The organism is Vibrio sp. Y2-5 (assembly GCF_014596725.1).
Classification (GTDB): domain Bacteria; phylum Pseudomonadota; class Gammaproteobacteria; order Enterobacterales; family Vibrionaceae; genus Vibrio.
In genome coordinates this window covers 109,062-126,785 of record NZ_JACVEG010000008.1, presented here as the reverse complement: position 1 = coordinate 126,785, position 17,724 = coordinate 109,062, and the positions used below count along the sequence as shown (strand labels likewise).

At 39.1% G+C, this 17,724-nt stretch carries 17 protein-coding genes; 3 read left to right on the top strand and 14 right to left on the bottom strand.

Translation table 11 applies throughout. The annotated features are described in order from the left end of the window. Positions 1–3 precede the first annotated feature (3 nt). The 6 genes from HUO09_RS17505 to HUO09_RS17480 form a co-directional block, all read right to left on the bottom strand. Entirely contained in the window at positions 4–819 is an 816-nt protein-coding gene (locus HUO09_RS17505) for a hypothetical protein (protein WP_188234806.1), read from the bottom strand. After that, positions 816–1,940, bottom strand: coding sequence for a hypothetical protein (locus tag HUO09_RS17500; RefSeq protein WP_188234805.1), 1,125 nt, complete (start codon positions 1,938–1,940; stop codon positions 816–818). Before HUO09_RS17500 ends, HUO09_RS17505 begins: the two co-directional genes overlap by 4 nt. 2 nt (positions 1,941–1,942) lie before the next feature. Next, entirely contained in the window at positions 1,943–2,446 is a 504-nt protein-coding gene (locus HUO09_RS17495; RefSeq protein WP_188234804.1) for a hypothetical protein, read from the bottom strand. A 992-nt stretch (positions 2,447–3,438) separates the two neighbouring features. Further along, on the bottom strand, positions 3,439–4,500 hold the full coding sequence (locus HUO09_RS17490; RefSeq protein WP_188234803.1) for an AcaB family transcriptional regulator: 1,062 nt from the start codon (positions 4,498–4,500) through the stop codon (positions 3,439–3,441). Positions 4,501–4,580: 80 nt separating this feature from the next. Further along, on the bottom strand, positions 4,581–5,339 hold the full coding sequence (locus HUO09_RS17485; RefSeq protein WP_188234802.1) for a hypothetical protein: 759 nt from the start codon (positions 5,337–5,339) through the stop codon (positions 4,581–4,583). 64 nt (positions 5,340–5,403) lie between these two features. Then, positions 5,404–5,682: a hypothetical protein gene (locus HUO09_RS17480; protein WP_188234801.1), complete on the bottom strand. Its 279-nt coding sequence runs from the start codon at positions 5,680–5,682 to the stop codon at positions 5,404–5,406. Between the two features lie 14 nt (positions 5,683–5,696). On the opposite strand from HUO09_RS17480, the gene HUO09_RS17475 reads away from it, so the two are divergent. Next, a complete protein-coding gene (locus tag HUO09_RS17475; protein WP_188234800.1) occupies positions 5,697–8,387 on the top strand; it encodes a TraI domain-containing protein in 2,691 nt (896 codons plus the stop codon). A gap of 47 nt (positions 8,388–8,434) precedes the next feature. On the opposite strand, the gene HUO09_RS17470 is transcribed toward HUO09_RS17475, so the two are convergent. The 3 genes from HUO09_RS17470 to HUO09_RS17460 all read right to left on the bottom strand — a co-directional run bounded on the left by HUO09_RS17470 (position 8,435) and on the right by HUO09_RS17460 (position 10,032). Continuing rightward, entirely contained in the window at positions 8,435–8,926 is a 492-nt protein-coding gene (locus HUO09_RS17470) for a hypothetical protein (RefSeq protein WP_188234799.1), read from the bottom strand. A gap of 188 nt (positions 8,927–9,114) precedes the next feature. Next, positions 9,115–9,513, bottom strand: coding sequence for a hypothetical protein (locus tag HUO09_RS17465; protein ID WP_188234798.1), 399 nt, complete (start codon positions 9,511–9,513; stop codon positions 9,115–9,117). Between the two features lie 48 nt (positions 9,514–9,561). Next, entirely contained in the window at positions 9,562–10,032 is a 471-nt protein-coding gene (locus HUO09_RS17460; protein ID WP_188234797.1) for a hypothetical protein, read from the bottom strand. A gap of 183 nt (positions 10,033–10,215) precedes the next feature. On the opposite strand from HUO09_RS17460, the gene HUO09_RS17455 reads away from it, so the two are divergent. Continuing rightward, entirely contained in the window at positions 10,216–11,031 is an 816-nt protein-coding gene (locus HUO09_RS17455; RefSeq protein ID WP_188234796.1) for an A24 family peptidase, read from the top strand. A 91-nt stretch (positions 11,032–11,122) separates the two neighbouring features. Here the strand turns inward: HUO09_RS17455 and HUO09_RS17450 are convergent, their stop codons facing one another. From HUO09_RS17450 to HUO09_RS17440, 3 genes are all read right to left on the bottom strand, one after another. Then, positions 11,123–11,773, bottom strand: coding sequence for a hypothetical protein (locus HUO09_RS17450; RefSeq protein WP_188234795.1), 651 nt, complete (start codon positions 11,771–11,773; stop codon positions 11,123–11,125). Positions 11,774–12,129: 356 nt separating this feature from the next. Then, complete coding sequence (locus tag HUO09_RS17445) at positions 12,130–13,593, bottom strand: phosphoadenosine phosphosulfate reductase family protein (protein ID WP_188234794.1); 1,464 nt, start codon at positions 13,591–13,593, stop codon at positions 12,130–12,132. Positions 13,594–13,792: 199 nt separating this feature from the next. Then, entirely contained in the window at positions 13,793–14,524 is a 732-nt protein-coding gene (locus HUO09_RS17440) for a hypothetical protein (protein WP_188234793.1), read from the bottom strand. A gap of 541 nt (positions 14,525–15,065) precedes the next feature. On the opposite strand from HUO09_RS17440, the gene HUO09_RS17435 reads away from it, so the two are divergent. Continuing rightward, complete coding sequence (locus HUO09_RS17435) at positions 15,066–15,266, top strand: hypothetical protein (protein ID WP_188234792.1); 201 nt, start codon at positions 15,066–15,068, stop codon at positions 15,264–15,266. 278 nt (positions 15,267–15,544) lie between these two features. On the opposite strand, the gene HUO09_RS17430 is transcribed toward HUO09_RS17435, so the two are convergent. Further along, on the bottom strand, positions 15,545–15,784 hold the full coding sequence (locus HUO09_RS17430) for a hypothetical protein (RefSeq protein WP_188234791.1): 240 nt from the start codon (positions 15,782–15,784) through the stop codon (positions 15,545–15,547). A gap of 86 nt (positions 15,785–15,870) precedes the next feature. Next, positions 15,871–17,100, bottom strand: coding sequence for a site-specific DNA-methyltransferase (locus HUO09_RS17425; protein WP_188234790.1), 1,230 nt, complete (start codon positions 17,098–17,100; stop codon positions 15,871–15,873). Positions 17,101–17,724 lie beyond the last annotated feature (624 nt).

Below are 17,724 nucleotides of genomic sequence, written 5' to 3'. Positions count from 1 at the left end.
CTGCTACTGTTTTGTTTCGTAAAGTCCTAATCGCGTTGTGCCTTTATCACTTCGCTCAATCATGAACGGCGACTTAGAATTTTTACGATAGATATTATATGTCTCTGTGGATCGTGAGATGTTAATCGAACCATTGACGACTTTTTCTGGATTGATTGAAAAAATCGAATATAGCTTTCCATCGGTAAATTCATTTGCGTTTGCAACATAAAAGTCCATCTGTACAGTAGAAGAAACTTGAATCATTTGTTTCATCACCCACTCTTGGCAATCAGAGTCACAGCTGTTCATATCAACAAAGAGTGAACGGAGTACTAACTTGCCTTTAGGCAGTGTTTTTGAGAACTCACCTTTTTTAGGATATTCCCGGTCTTTTGTCTTAACGTAACCAAGCGCTGCAAGTCGGTTATCTATGTCTTCTTGTCCTGCCATTTGAAATTCCATTTCACGGTTTCTTCTATCCGTTTCAATGTCATTCATTAAGTGCGCGTAATACAAGCGTTCCTCTTTTGTAGTAGCAGCATTACCTAGTGCAATCGGTGGATCAATATCAGGAGACCAGAGTCCTCTAGGTGTATACTCCATAATGTATTTATACCGGGCATAATCTGATTCTTTAAGACGCCAGTTCTTAGCTAAGGTCTTTTCTTTATTTGTTAGCTCTATACTTTGTCCGTCAATCTTATAGAGATTGGTTTGTGCGCCGGTAGACGGGTTAACCACGACGTTTGTTTCTTCAATCTTATACATGCCAGCTGAAGCACCGAACGCAACTATACTAAGAGCAAGTGAAGGAGCTATGAGTTTCGCATTTATCATTTTTCACCTCGGATTAAATTCAAAACTTGTCCATCGAAAAGTCTTATTTCCATGTTGTTGTTGTAGATTGCAGTAACTTCCGCGTCACCCAGCTTCTGTCCAACTGTTAATTGGAAGCTTGAGTTTGTTCCGTCAGTAACGATGGCCACTTTTTCATTTGACCAGTCGAAGCTGCTTTGAAATCTTAAACCCGCATATGTGTACACATCTTTTTTTACAACAGGTTTGGTTGGTTGAGATTCTGGTTGCTTCTCTTTGGTCTGCTTACTTGGTGAGTTGCTGGTGGCAGTTGATTGAATCTGCCTAATGTCGCCTTTCAGTCTTTCTTCAAGAGAGCCCAGAGTGGTTCTAAGATTTTTCAAGCGAGCAACATTGGCTTCAGATATAGCCTTTGCTTGGCTTGCCGTTAACTTGTTCTTTGCGATTACGTCGGATTGAGATTTGATAAGGTTGTTGGATGAGATCAGACCTTGTTCAAATTCGTCAAGTTGCGCTGTTAAACTTGACTTAGTTGAGTTAAGTGTGTCTTCAAGTGATGTAATCAGAGTTTTAATTTTTTTGCGCTCAGTCTCATTAGTTTGTTGGTACTGCTCAACCAAATTTTTTAGCTCATCAATTTCACCACTTATGTCACCGGCACGAAGGTTTAGTTTGGTGAGTTGGTCATTCTGGGTGAGATCCATTTCAGAGGTGACCTGCTCACCTTTAATAGAGTTAGCTATGATGGTTACGTAGCCGTTAGCTTCTACATACATGTAACCAGCACCAATACCTATTACTGTTAACCCTGCAAGGAATATACGCTTAACTATTTGCTTGCCATTGCTCATGGTCGGTTTAGATTCTTTCTTTCCACTTCGTAGAAATCTTGAAGTACGTTTTGTTGGCTCGTTTACAGTATCTGACTTGGTCTCCGTAGGTTTTTGCGCATTGTCTTTTTGTTCAACTTCAAATTGAGGTTTAGAAGAGTGGGCTTGATTCATTTCGACGTTATCTGCTTCACCATTTTCACTTGAACTTTGTGGAGCATCTTTTTTGCTAATGTTGTGTACGTTTGGCATTGAGAATTCTTCAGTATTAGACATATCCGATTCGTTTCCTTTGATTGCTGTATTACTCATATTTACGCTCTAGGTGATTTTTGAACAGCGTTTGCTACTTGCACTTCAGATGCTTTATGAGTTAGTGGCTTGATGCTTACTTCACGTTGGATGTGATCAACTTCGAGCTCGTATGCTTGACCAGCGAGTGTTTGCAAAATCTGGAGAACAGTTGCTTCATAATATGAGCGTTGGCTTAAAGGGGTTTCCAAGGTGTATAGGTGTAATGTTTCGGGGTCTGTTGAGCTTAGTTCTTTTAAGTGGTAGCCAGAATTCTGAAGCATATAGTTAAGGGACTGACCAACGTTTTTAACATCAGCTGGAAATGACAATGTTACGACAGTATCTAGGGGATATTTTTGCTCATGCTCAGTATCGATTACTATCTGGGTGTAGCCATTATTCTGAGTAATCTTTTCTGGCATATTTTCAAGCGAGGTTGTACTAAAAGTTTCTGCGTTAGAATGGGCAGATATAGCCAAAGCAATGCCGGCTAATATAAGACCTTTCTTTGGTGTATTTCGCATAGTTTCAATTCCATGATCATGTGTGTTGTTTCGAAGTCTTCATGAATAAATATCAAGCCTCGAAGTACTCACATGGCATAAAAAAGACACTTTTTTGTTAGCCCATAAAAAAGGCCCGCGATTTATGCGGGCCTGGGCAAGCTTCTTACATCTTGCTGTTCTATGTTAGCTATTTAGTGGGAGCTTACGCTAATACTAGATAGCTAAACGTTGATTACTTGTTTTACCAAAAGAGGAACGCGTTCAAGCATGCGTTGGCGCATTGCGCAATGAACGGCATTTATAGAGAACCACTCTGCGTGTTCTATGATACTGAACTGAAGGCTATATTCAAACGACAATGTTTTCTTTTTTCAAAAAATGCCATACCCCCGTTTGCTTACGGATATACACTATCTGTATATAAAAGATATTTATATCTATATATATCCGAGCAGGTCTGCTAGCTAATTGATTTTAAATGGATTGGAATTAGTTAATTCTGACTTTGCACTAACTAATTCCAAATGGCTGAATTAGTTAATTCCGGTTCGGCATTATCTAATTCCAATCGTTGGTGGAATTATAATCTGTTCAGAATTTACTATTTCCAATTCTGAAATAACTAATTCTATAAACTGGATGGTTATTGAGCGGTAGAATTAGTTAATTCCTGCCTATAGGTTGCCAATCTCATCTTTAGTTTTTAATGCTTTTGTAGTTTCGAACTGTCCACGTTGTCTATTTGGGGTTTATAGATTCAGGTGAAATTTACCTACAAATAGGTGGTTATAAGGAGTGTTATTATTAGAAATAACTTTGAGCTGGTAGCTTTCTGTTGGTTAATTTCTGTCCAAGTTATCATGGATTGTTCCGAAAGGATTAATCCGAAACTCGAAAGATTCTGCTAAAAAACGGAACGATTTTTTGCCATAGAGCCCGATTTTAAAATAGAAAAAAAAGCTCTCAACACTTTAAAGAATTGAGAGCTTTCAGTTCAATTTACTACTCTTTTAGAACTCATTTGCGTTAGCAATTCGACCTTTTGGATCTTGAGAAATTTGCATTTCTTTCTCACCTAATGCTGCGCAAATCGGAACCAGTTTATCGTAAATATCGTCAACATTTCCTTTAGGTCGCTTGTCAATTACTGGAGCAGTTTCTGCTCGTTCCTTCATTAAAAGTACCGCTGATTTTAGTAGAAGATGATCACCCATTTGCTCGAAATACTGACGAGCCACTTGTGTCCCGTATGCAATATCAGTACGAGTTACATTGGAGTGTTTGTAACGGTTAACAAAGTGAAGAATATTGAGAATAGTACGACGCACTTGATGTATGTTGTTACCACCAGTTTTCTCGCTTATTACGTCTGTAGCCTGAGCGATTTCCAGTAAGTTGAAATACTTATCAGCACTCTGGATAAGCCACATAATTTTATAAGATAACTTGTTACGCCATGTTGGTGAGTATGCGTAAGCAAAGTCTTGGTCGTAAGTGATCCCTGCGTTGTGTTGGACGAAGAAAGCTTCTGTTTGCTTTTGCATATCTCTAATCAAAATTTGAATTTCATTATTAGCGATATTTACTAAGTTTTCGATCATCAACAAGACGGTATCTGCAACAGGGTTGTCATCCTTCGCAGCGAAGAATATTGACGAAAGCTTCTTGTCAAAATCCTTTAAACCCATACGGTGAAATTGTTTACCGCCAGGTTTGTTTTTACTTTCGCTGGTCATTAGGTCATAAGCGGTTTTTGTGTAGAAACCGACGTTTATTTTTGGTTTGTTATTACGGGTAGCCCTTGATACTTTTTTATCATTATCTGCGTTAATCTGAACCTTACCACTTACCGGAACCGGCTTGTTTGTGATTTGACGGTCGCCGGGTTCATGAGAAAATCCTGCCGGGTCATTCTCTACTAACTTACTGTCATTAAGTGAATCATTTTCAGACCCCATATTGTTTGTTTCAGAAGTCGATTTAGAATCAACTTTCTGACTTGCAACAGTGTTTTCTCCTATGTCTGATTGTGGAGATTCAGATAAAGTAAACGACTTTCTTTGGTCATTCATATAGGTGTTTCCTTATCAATATTTAGTCTTGCAAAGCGAGACTATAGTTTTGGTTTTTCAACGGTAATATTGGTAGTTATTTATATAGAAAGAACAGAGCTTATTATTCTGTCTGTCCAAATGATGTCACCTATAACTACCGAATTTAGGTCTACATCAGGGTTCCTTAAAATCTCGACTTGATAAAAAATTATTGCGATGACTATTGCGCGTAAATAGTAAATTTCTCGTCTATTCACACCGCCCTCTTTCGCACAGTGAGCTTCTACTTTTAATATCTCTAGAGCCTTGCTAAAAACCTCAACAAATGAAATCGTCGTGTGGTTATAGATAGTTTCAGCTATCGATCCATTGCCTTGTTTAATACATTTGTGAAGTTGTAATAAGTGGGATGTTTGATAAATAACATCAGTCAGACTAATCAACGAATCGGTGAGTACAATTTTGTTCTCATTGGAAAATTTGAACTTGGTTAGTGCTTCTTTGATTTGATTTAGATCGGTGATTATCTTGTAAAAGTCATCATTACTTTTGATACCTGACTGATACGATGGCAAGTACCTTTCGCTGATTTTTCCTATCAAATCACACGTTCTTTTCATTAGTGCTGTATCGTAAGAATGTACTTGATTTATGCCGATTTTCAGAAGTGATTGAGCATGTAGCGAATACTTAGTAAAGGTCTTATCGCAACTACCAAATGGGTTGTGGAAATCGCTGATATCAGTGGCTCTAAGCATCATATTAAACAAATCAGTATTTTCTCTGATTCGACGCTTGTTGGGCTGTTTAGTGGTTTGGATATTGTTAGACGCTAGGGCCTCTAAGCTGGTTGTCATACTTACCCCGGAATTAACTATTTCCGGGGTATATTACTATGCTATACTTTAAAAAAACAGTGAATCACACGTTTTTGGTAAAGAACTGTGCGATTTGGTCTTCAGGGACGCCAGAGTTAAGCATCTGCTGTTTCATATTAGACATGAGTTGCTCATTTTTCGCTTTTATCTGTTCAGCTTCGCGATGTTCATTCTCCAACTCGGTGCAAACTTCATTCACTTTCTGATGGATTTCACGCATTTTGACTATCGGAACAGATTTAAGAACTGCCTTAAGTGTCCGTTTGTTTGTTAGTTGTTTAGTTAATTGTGAATATGGATCTGTATCAGTATTTTTAGCCATGGAGTCTCCTTTTAATGTTCAAAAATATTATTCCCTTTCTACGCAAATCACAAGAAAGTATCCATACATCTAAAAGTGAGAAAGAAGAAAAGGAAAATACATTTAATGGTCTTCAGATAGACCGTTTCTTAGATGGTTCTACCATATTAGCTCAACCAAATTTAGATAGTTTAATCAGGAAGATTCGCGTAACTGTTGGTGTTTCAGATGAGTATTTCAATCAATACTACCTGCCTGTTTTAGAAAAGGTTGCATCATATTGTCAAAGTATTTCGGCATCAGAATCCTATCACCATACTCAGCCCTTTGGCCTAATTACTCACCTAGTTGAAGCTACCCTATATGCTCTCCGTGCTCGCCTTCAATTCATATACACCATTACTGGAAAAGAAGAAGATATCGATGGAGATAAGAACCTTTTTTCTTACGCCGTTTTCATAGCTGCCTTACATCATGACCTCGGAAAGGCAATTTCCGATAATCGTTTTTTTGTTCGTGTTGACCCTAAATCTGATTTCATTACTTGGTCGCCGCTATCGTCCAATCCACCTCCTGAAACTAGTAATGTTGAGTACAGAGTTAGACGTAAAAAATCCAACAAGACTGGAAAAGTAATTTACAAATACAACTCACATATGTTGTTGGCTCCTGTTCTACTTTGTAGAACCATTCCAAAGCACGGTTATGACTGGATTTCCTCTGCTCACCCTAAATTAGAGTTAGACTTATATCATGCTGTATGCGGAGACTATGAAAACGCAGATGCGATAGGAAAAAGTGTAAAGATTGGCGATACCACTTCGACTGAACTAGGTAAAAATAACGTCACTGAAATCGCCTCTTCGAATATCGATAGTCAGTCGACTTCAAGCACGATTGGGAAAGTTAAGGCTGCAATTTTGCGAGTTTTAAGCGCACCTACTGAATATAGTTTGACTGTAAACAACGAAAACTTTTCTACGATAGTTAAGAAGGAGGATAAAATCTATTTCTCCGGAATTGCTCTGTACAAAGTTCTCAAGCAAGAGTTCGAGAAATCTGATACCAACCTACCAGAGAAGACAGGCCATTTTGAACAAATGATAACAGAGGCGTTCACTATACCATCACCGAGTGGGGATTCGATGTGGTGGATTAAGTTTACAAAAGTGGGTGCCGAGATTGATAAAGATAAGAAGGATATTAAATGCTTCGTCTTTGATGCCAACCTTTTTGACCCAGAAGGTTTGCTACCAGACGCTAATAATATAGATGTTCACCTTTCTATTAAATCTCTGTCTGATGAGGACAAAGGTGATGCAGTAAAACAAGCCATCAATTCTCTGGCAGAAAGCCAAAAGGCGGCGGCAGCTGAAGACGTACCATTGAGGTCAATTGAAGGAAAAGCAGCACCCGAAAAATTTAATTCTTCGCTGTCTGGTATATTGTCTCAACCTACTAGCCCGTTGTCAGACATCCCTGAACCTAGCACTGGACAAGGTGGAAAATCATCTACTAGTCAAAAAGAGCAAGCTCAATCTGAGCCAGCATCTAAACAGGTGGCAGACCTCAAGGTAGAAATGAAACGAGCTAGCCAAACCGTAAGTGGTACTGATCTTTTAGGGTTGTTGTCACAAGGTTCCGATGGTCATTGTGCTCCAAAAGAAATAGTTGAGCCTATGCAGCAAGTGAATCCAAACAATGATACCCCGCAGAGTTCTCAAGGTGAGAAGAAAACTAAAAAATCGAAGAAGCGTAAAAATAGTTCTGTAACTTCAGCGATGAGCCTCATACCAACCACCGCTGATGTAGCCACTGTAATGAATGAGCAAGGTAAAAAAATTGATCCACCAGCAAATCCGAAGCCGGTACTGCCAGCGGAACAGAAACCGGATCCCACACCTTTAGTTCCTCCCAAAGCTAATGCTACTAACTCCACCATAAAAGAAACAAAACCAAGCAGTCCGACCGAACATGACGAGTTAACCCGAAATTCACAACATGAAGGTGTTGATGGCTTTGGACAGCCCATTGATTTGATGTCTTTAGTCGATGAGGAAGATTTACCGCCTCATATTAATGAATTTTCTTGGATGGAAATGTCCGAAGATGATTTCAAAGCTGCATTAGAAGGCACATTGGTATCATTCACAAATTTCGGTTCAGATGGTGAAAGGGATGTATCTACTGAGTTGTCTACTGACGATGAGGGAGTTGAGCGTGGCAACCCATTATTATTGGAACGTCCATCTTGGAGTGCGCCCATCAACTTTTCAGAAAGTGACGTACCTTTCTTAGTGGAGCTTTTTGGTGTTCTGCAGCAAGCAATCAATAATGGTTTAAGATTTAATAAAATCGGCAGTCGGCTCTACGTAGTACCACACGGCATTTTTATTGCGACACCGTCCGCTTTCCTTGAACCAGAATTTCCATTGTCGACTAGAGGGTCGTACTACAAGAACCAGATAAGGAACTCAAGCTTCTTGGCAAAACGGATGTTGTCACCTGACAAAAACTTTGTAACTGGAAGAATAATAAAATTTAAGAAAGTGAAAGAGGACAAAATAGTAGTTCGTCACACAGGTGCATTAAACGGCTTTTATTTAGTTACCGGGAATCGATTCACTTTGATGTATCAAGGGAAACCGATTAAGCCCACAAACAACTTAGTATTTGACCATGATAGTGTTAATGGAGTTCTAAATCGTTCCGCATTAATCAGTTAGTTATAAATAGGCCCTGACTTGTATTCAGGGCTCTATCATATATTCCACTAAAACACCTTGTTTATGATTGCTGCGTTCAAATAGGTTGCCATGGCATGATTACCAGCCTTTAAGAAATCTTTATACCATTCAGAAATAGTTGAACCGTTCACGGGAACTTTCCCTTTATGATAATGAATCATGCTTGTAACTGCGTTTCGAGTGATAGGCATTGTTAACGTGTTAGCTTTCTTTACGGCTTGGTTATAAGTTGTTTTAATAAACGTCGGTTTAAATGAATCATCTTTAGATGTAGACACAGTAAATATTACTTCCGCTACAGCGAATTCATTTTCGAACTCTTTGAAGTTAAGTCCGACATCAAGCTGAAAAGCTACAATGTTATCTGCAGAGACAGCTAATAGAGTACGAGTGCTTTCGTTAAGGTTACGAGTAATGATATTGCTGATACGAGTAACTTCCATTACTGATAACCCTGCAATTGTTTTGTTTAACACTGCTGCTGTCGTAATTTGTTTAATTCCGTATTTAAAGGCCATTTCATTTATCACTCAATATTCTGATCACTTGACTAATTGTATCGAAATGGTTGGACTGTCAACCTTGCCTTTAAGGTTCGAGATATTCCAAAATTTGATTACTTAACAGTGTTTAGATTACCCAGTTTAATTCATGTGACGCGTGATTATTTAAATACTCGAATCCCCCTACTACTACTTTTCCAATGTTAGATTGCAATACTTTGCACGAGCAAACCATCTTTATTTCGATACTCAGTCAAAGCCTGGATATCGATAGGTACGTATTCGCCAACGGAACCTAAGACAGAGTTATTATCATGGCGAATCTCATATTTACCACAATGAACAGCGATAGATGTCTCGATGCCTGAATCTGTTTTTTTTGCTGATTTAACCCACTGAAAACATAATTGGTCTTTATCATTTATGTAACGTAGAAGAGTAATTTCTTTCCCTTCCGCTATTTCATGTTTGTGGATCGACACTAGTTTTGATGCAAGCTGTTTGTTACGGTGTGAATCTGTAGGAGCGTTCGCAATATTGTTCTGACTTGTACAACCCGAAATTGCAAGTAGCAAGGCTACCGTAGTAAGTGATTTGTGCATTTCTATTCCTTTAAGGTGTTATAAGACGTAAGTGACATCACATGGATATTATTCTCTCTTTAGGGGAGTGCTTCTAAGAAGGGTTAATGCTTCTAACTTGGTTAAGCTATATCTATCCGCGATTGAAATGCAGACAAGTGTCAGAACATGAAAGCAATCGGTATCTCTCAACACTACCTCTAACTCGGTTTGACCATTCTTAAGCTTCACCCAAACAGAATAGTCAGGGTTACGCCTAATTATGACCTCCTTCCCTTTGTGAAATTGGTAATGAACCTGTCTTCTATAACCAGTCAACAGTTGGCCAAAAGAAATAAGCTCGGAATTTACATCAAGAAAAAAATCAGTTGATTCTTTCCAGTTACCGGCTTTCCCCCTACCTTGAGAAGATGATTCGGCTACAGGAGCAAATGTGAATCGGATTGTTGCGATTTTTTCTTTGTTGTCTGTTGCCTTGACGCTCAATAGACAAGATTTGCCAACAATTTTTTGTTCGAGTTGGTCGTAGTTGTTTAGCATCTATTGGTTTCCTATCTGACAATTTACTGACCATGGTATTTATTTCAGCAGCCTGTCAATGTTGCTGATTGATGCTGATTCAGCATTGGTTAATTTGCGTGTGATTCATTATAATAAATTTGCTTTTCAGTTATAGCAAGGCAACCCAAACTTATGTGAACTCAGTATTAGGGAATATTTATTGTGGAAGTGTCACCTATATTAATTGCTCTGGCGATCTTAGTTTCATGGGGCATGAGCGCGGTTTTGAACTACTTAGTCGAAGCGCTACCTTTGAAAATGCATGAAGAATGGCGGCTTGAAACGGTAGATTTTTTAAGCCAGGCATTGGGTGATCAAAGTACTGAAGTCATTGGAAGATTAGATGAAACGCAGTTGAAAGCCAGCTTTTCATGTAGAAGCTTTCTATTGCCAACTAAAAATACAGCTATGTTAAGTCATAGATTGTTATCTGCGGTTACGATTTTCGTAACCATTTTTGTATTGTTCAATGAAGGAATTACGGTTAACACAGTTCTTATCCTAGCTTTTTTGTATTCGTTGATTGTTTGTACATTCATCGATTTTCATCACCTATCCTTACCTGACTCTATTACAGTACCTTTAGTCTGGATAGGAATTGCAGTTTCATATGTAGGGATTCGAGAGGTTTCTTTAGATTCATCAATAGGCGGTGCAATAGTTGGCTATCTATCACTATGGCTTGTCTATTGGTTGTATCGATGGAAAACGGGGAATGAGGGGTTGGGTTATGGCGACTTTAAATTGTTCTCAGCAATTGGGGCATGGGAAGGTGTAGGTTCGTTACCAGTAGTAATTGCTCTGGCGATTTTAATTGCACTGGTAATTAGCCTTGCATTGGCTGTTTACGCTAAGTTTCGTAAACAAGAATATGAACAGACCATCCCTTTTGGCCCATACTTATCTTTAAGTGCATTCATTACTTTGTTTTATGGTGAACAAATAATCCACGCATATAAATGGGTTGTCCTCTATTAATTGGTCATAAAATTAATAGAGGAAAATCTAGTACTCTATATTGTCTGCAAACCAAACGGCGGAATTTCCGGTTTTGATTCCTAATATTTTGTTAGTTAGGATTGATTTGAGGCAGTAGCGTACGGAAGTCTTTTAACGCTTGTTCATACTTCGATTGGTCGGTAAAGAAAAGTTTGTAGTGCGAACTGGTGGTTGATAGGTATATGGCGTAAACATCATTGTGATCCCATGAGATTTCCGTTATGAATGTAGGATTGACCAGTTTGTTGATTCTTGAGAGCTCGAGAAAATTGCTGTCCGAACTTGGCATAATATAGTCTTGATTATAGTTTTCTAGGCGATTGGCTATTTCAACTTTACATATCTTTCTCTCGAAGCGGTCAAACACCATCCTACCCGTTCGGTCGATCTTACTTTCAAAGAATCGTTCTTGTGTTAAGTCAATATCTCTTGCACATTTTTCTACTCTGCGAGCTTCAAGTTGAGAACGACACTGTTTGAATTGGTAATCTGCAATGTCCATATATTTCAAAACATCAGTATAACGATAGTGGTTGCTACTTGTGTCGATATAGTCAACGAGAACCTGGCAGTCTATTGGTTCATCGTTAATATCGCGCTGCCGCATATCATCGAAGAAGTTGCCTTTAACTTTATCTGGTAAGCGGGAGTTCGAAGCGGGTTCTCCACAGCCTGTAAGTAGAGCAGTAAAGACCAAACCTATAACTAATCTATGTTTCATATCCTATCTCTATCTTTAATAGTTAGTTCACTTAAACAATCATCACCGTATTATATTCACGAACTAAACGTTTGAGCTACTTTGCTAACAGCGTTCACGATTTAAGCCCTAAAGAAACTTTTTCGGTTATGCGGTTTGAAATATGAGGTGTACCAAAGTAAAAAGATGATGCATTGGAGGGATGTAATAGAGCCCCCTATTGATACACCAACTAAAATATCTTGGATGAAAGTCATTTTGGATTACCCCTATGAGAATTAGTAAATTCAGTGAACGTCTAAGTCTAATCCAAAAAAAATATGTGTGAAGCGTTATTTATAAATGAAACACCCCTCTTCATTGAGAGGGGTGTTGGGTTAACGTGAACAAGCTAAACAAGCTACAGGTTCATCAACGATGTCAAAATCATCGATTAACTCACTGTGTGGTAGTGGATCATACTTCATTGAACTAAGTATGCGCCCATAGCATTTATCTTGAGCAATTTTACTTAAAGCGTTAATTGCGTCTTTTCTCTCAGAAGGTTTATTTGACCGGGCTTGTTGATGGAAGCCTTCGGTCAATAAGATATGTTCAAAAACAGCCATAGCCTTGCGAATTGCGTATATTGGAATTTGTGTGGCAGTCCAAGTAAATACGCCTTCAGGCTTGGGTGGAATTTCCATATCGTAGTTATAAACTTCAACTTCAAGAATCTGCAATTGTCGCTTGTTTTTCATATCGTCTTCCGAAAAAGCTCCATGAAGAGAACGAGTATTGAGCCTATGTAACCAGAATTTCTTCATTGCAGTCTTAATACCACCAAGTGTATTTGAAAAAGTTATAATCCTTTCAAAATACACAAATGGTTCTGCACAAAATCCAAAGGTTTCTGAGGCGTACTCATACTCAACGGCTAAGTAGACGATTTTACTGCGGTCGGCACCAAATAAGTCAACTTGACCATTTACGAACTTGGTTTTCTTTCCTCTGAAGTGCTCGAATTCAGCGTCTTCGTAGCCTAACCGAGAAGGGCGGTAAAAGCGCATCCAATTACGTGCTATACCAGTTATCTCTGAAATTGTTTTAGGAAGTGCGTTATACACTTTCAGAGTAGCTTGAGGAACTTCTTCCAAGTCTGCGGCCCTAGAAACTAACTCGGGCGCTTTTACCCAGGAGTCAATCAACTCACTTTTCCTTGAGTAAATACAGATTTGGCAGCCCGAACGCGAGTGGTTGTAATAATACATAGGTAGAGAACCATGTATAGAATCAATTATCTGATTCACATCTTGCTTGACAAGCCCGAGAGCCTGTAACGGGAAAGATGTAGCTACCTGTTTATTTTTCCACTCTATGCCAGTTCTAGTTGGCTCGTCTGCACGAATGCCTACTAGGTTTAAAAACACCGTATCCGGTCCGTGCATCTTAATCAATTGATCATAGACGCGCTCGAAAGGGAGTGTTTTCATCTTTTGGGTGCATGTCCTCGCAGTTCTTGAAGGCAAGTAATTACCTTTAGAACCGGAATTGGCGATCATTGTCAGCATATCATCTTTCGGAATCAGCTTTAGAACCTTTCTTCCTGTGATAGCCTCGAATTGGTCGAAAGCCTCTTTCGTGCCATACTTTTCCGTGCCGGTGTCTGCATGTAAGAAAGTTAATGGTTCGTTCGGAAACAGCGCTAGCATTACGTATGCTACAGAAAAGGAGTCAATACCGCCCGAGAGAGGGACAATGATAAAAACTTTCTTTCCTGGAAACTTTGGTAATTCGTAGCACCCTTTCACTAACGGAAGGACTGCTTCAAGTATGCGGTTATGCTGGGTTGGCAATTGCATTAGTATTACTCCTTGTTTAGATGCCTTTCGGCGGTAAATTCCTGTAGTAACAGGTCATCACTAATGAGTGTAAAGCAACTAGATTGGATTAACAACAATTGGGATTTTTGAACTATGTGTTTGTTGCTTTGGGTTAGTGCTGGAAGGAGTTAAAGCATGGGAATAGCGATAATCACCATCCCCAGCGAATTTTTAATGACTATTTTTTGCAATAGCTTCCACTACGTGTGAATCCACTAGGGCAATAGGCAGTTGCTGGAGCACTGGATTGTGTAGGCCCGCAAATGTAATAACTTGCGTTTACGTGTCCGTGTTCACTTTCATAAAAATAAGTTTGACTGCCAGTTGAGTAATTTTTACAAGTGACTGGTCTCCGGTTGCCGCTGTAAAATGTGGAACAGACTAGAGTACCACCCCAAAGAAATCTGTAGAGCCGGAAAGATTTACCTGAAGCACTTACATAATATCCTTGTTGCTTGCGACAAGTAGTACCTGATTTAGTGCAAGTTGAACCACTTAAGCTGTAACCAGATGAACATTTGTAGATTAAAGAAGTACGCGTTTCTTTAAGTGCTATGGTTTCAACACAGTTAGGGCTTTCCCAATCGTATTTTTTTGAGTAAACGTACGTATATATCCCGGAGATTTGTGTGAATGTTGAATTCGCTTTTGCTAAGCATTCATCCATTGATGTTGTTAGATGGTTAACATTCAATTTGATCGCGGCAATACGTTCCGCATTGTCTTCTATCTGGTCTTGGGTATCTTCGGTGTCTAAAACAAGTTGTTCTGCTTCCTCACCAATAGAACTGACGGAAAGCCCGATCGTCTCGACTGAACCATCAAGTTTGTTGTAAGACCCTGCTTGGACTGATCCAGCTAGAAAAACCACAACGAAGGTGATTACTAGTCTTATGTATGAAATTTTCACTATAGAGCTCCATTCAAGGTTGGTTTACCACATGGTTTATTCAAAATTATCAATAATAGTTTATGTGATTTACAATTAAAATAGAGTGGATCCCACTAATATGCTATTGGTTGTTTGCTGAATCTAATTTTGAAAACGATTAGAGTTAGGGGGGATCTGTTATTGCGGAAAAGCAGATTCTTATTAATCCGTTCAACAAGCATTTTGCTAACTACTGCCCTTTTTTATCAGACCATTGTAGGAGAGGAATAAGTCTGATACTAAAAAGATAAGTAACTCGGTTCTTGCCGTTATTAGAATCGATCTGAACATTAGGCGTGATTAAGGGGGAAAGTGAGTCATGTATAGCACTCAAGCTATTGAGAACATTAGAAAGTCATTACATGAAACTAACGGGGTTAATTTGGCTTTCTGTGTTTGTGATAACCAGAAGTTTAACTCAATAGTACGATCGTATCGTAACAATGAGATCTCGCTTGAAAGCGCAACTAAACAGGCTCTATCAACAATTATCGAACAACCAGACGGATAAGGGGAAAGTATGGAATTAGAACAGCTGCAAGATGATAGAGAATTGGTCGTGATCGCATTGCAAGCACTACACCGTGAGCGTGTGAATGCTTATCACGCAGCTTTTACTTTTGCTGATATGAATAACAACCTAAAACCAAAACAAGAGGATTTTGGTATCACGGAGGCTGTTACTGCTCTAAGACGAATTGGTGCGGCTCCAACTGCATAGCGAGGGAAAATGGCAGCGATATTAGGTAACGCTGCCAATTTAGTATGTATGACACTTTAATACTTAGTATCAACCTTATTACTCAGAAACTTTATTCTAATCCCACAACCATCGATATCTTAAAGTCTGACGTTGGTCTCTCTGTAGTTAGTAATAAATAATTGCGTTTTCCTATTTACTAAAACACACCTTGCCACCATGCAACACCGCATCCAACCATAATTACTTTCAACCTTCCAATCTGTCTGAGAAAATAACAGGCAGAACATTTGAAGCCGCTAGGATGTCTTGTCGGCCTCAAATTGTGGAATATGGATTTTCACCTCTTCGAGAAACGCATTGTGATCAAGACGCTTTACGTAGTAGATAGTCTTTACGTAGTAAGCGGGTACAAGTTTATATGGACAAACCTCCCCTTGGGTATTGTGCTTCATCGCACACATATCTTGATGTACCTTACGTTTGATGCCCAGAAACGTCTTCCAGAACGTTAACGGGATTGGTTTGTCATCAGACAATCTAAACCCGGCCTCGTTAACGGCTTTTGTCCACTGATCGATAAGGACTCTGTATTCCTGATAAGTCATCAAAGGCTCTTTGTAAATTAAGCTACAAAAGCTGGATTATACCAAACATCATCGTTCAGCGACGAGAATCGCACAAATGACTGTTTGATATATTGAAGGACGGGTTCGATTGAGATCCAACGTCGACCCGTATCCTCACAAGCTTGAGCGGTTGTACCAGAGCCACCGAATGGGTCAACAACCAGGCCACCAGCTCGGCAAAGATATTTAACCAAAAACTCAGCTAGTCTATACGGCATTTTTGCACCATGCGTCGGTATGCCATGTTTTTTTGCAAAACGATTAACCGCTTCATTGTGTTTGCATTTGTTCGCAAAATAAAGGGTGTTTGATGCCAATTTACCTTTTTCTAAATCGGTGTTGCTATAGTCACCGACACTTTTACGGTGTGCGCCGTCAGAATTCACTGCGGCTTTTAGTGTACCTCCGTTAACTACGAATGCTTTGTGACTTTCTGTATGCGGAAGTAGAACGCGCTGGTTGTTACTTTGCAGCTTCAAAGGGTTGTTTGTGAAGTGTAGACAGAATTCGTAGCTCGCTTTCAGCATATGACGATTCAATGAAGTCCATGCGTAAGGTGTAGGAGCTTTGTTTGACATCCAAATAAGGCGATCTACAAGCCAAAATCCCGCATCTTCCATTTCAATAATGAGTCGTTCTATGTGTGTCTGTCGCGCTGGCATTCCTTTATGAAAGGAATCTTGGCCAACATTGAGACAAATGCTAGCTCCGTCAGCTAGCCGCGGCGAAATTTTGTTGATAATGTTCATAATGAACGCTACCCATTCTTTTGATTGATTTGTCCCTCCATAATTTCGGGGATTTTGAAGGATATAGGGCGGTGAAGTTAGTACCAAATCAATATCTTCTTCTATGATGTCGTTATCAAAGACACTCTCACTCTTAGAGCAGAGCATTAATCCTAATGTCGTAGACATAGCCACAACACTTTTTGCTTCGTTAATGATGTGAAGTTTTTCTTTAGCGGTACCGCAAAGCTCCCAAACGCCCTTGTCTACATTTGTAAGAAGTTTCTTTGCTTTTAGTGATTGCTGTACCCAACGCACAGCACGGTAAAAGAGGTTTACGTTCTTTTGCTTACCTACCTCACCATATTGCTCTTGTGGTTTTATAGAGAGTTTATTGGCTACTTTTGAATAGAGTTCTTTTTGATTAAGCTTACCGTCACTTTCTAAATACGCTTGCTCTACAGCACCAAAGAGATCCATCTGGGTGTATGTGGTCATTTCTAAAACCTTACTGGGAGATACGATATAAATAAAATCAAATGGCGTATTACGCCATTTATAGGGTGTAATTTGTCTCTGCAGAGAACTGAGTTAAGTTTCTTTGTAGGAGTACCCTAAGCTATTTCTGATCTACCCTAGAATTATACTGGAAAACCAAAACACGCAAGGTTCTCAAGTCTTTTCAGGAAGGACTAACGGCCGAAGATTGTTGAAATCGTTAATAGACAAAGTAAAAGCCATTAAAGCTCTAATGAATTCCAGACTAGCATCTAAAAACGTAATATTTTGAAGCAATTATAAATGCTGGTTATCGAGCGTGGGTGTGGCCGAAGAAAACCTGTTTAGACATTTCGATATTATTCAGCTTCATGAGGATTTTGTAGTCTTGTACTGCACCATAGTTCTGGTTCGAGAAAAACATACTGATATTACCTTTGAAGCTTATTAATTCGACTTGCTATATCATTAAATAGCTTTGAGTTAGCTCTAGATTGAATCAGGCTATAAATCACAAAGACAAACGCCACTAGTAATGACCAAACGATAACTAGGTTACGCGAATCTTCGCTCAATGATGTTAGTTCAACATAGTGGAATAAAACCAAAATCGCCCCTGCCAAT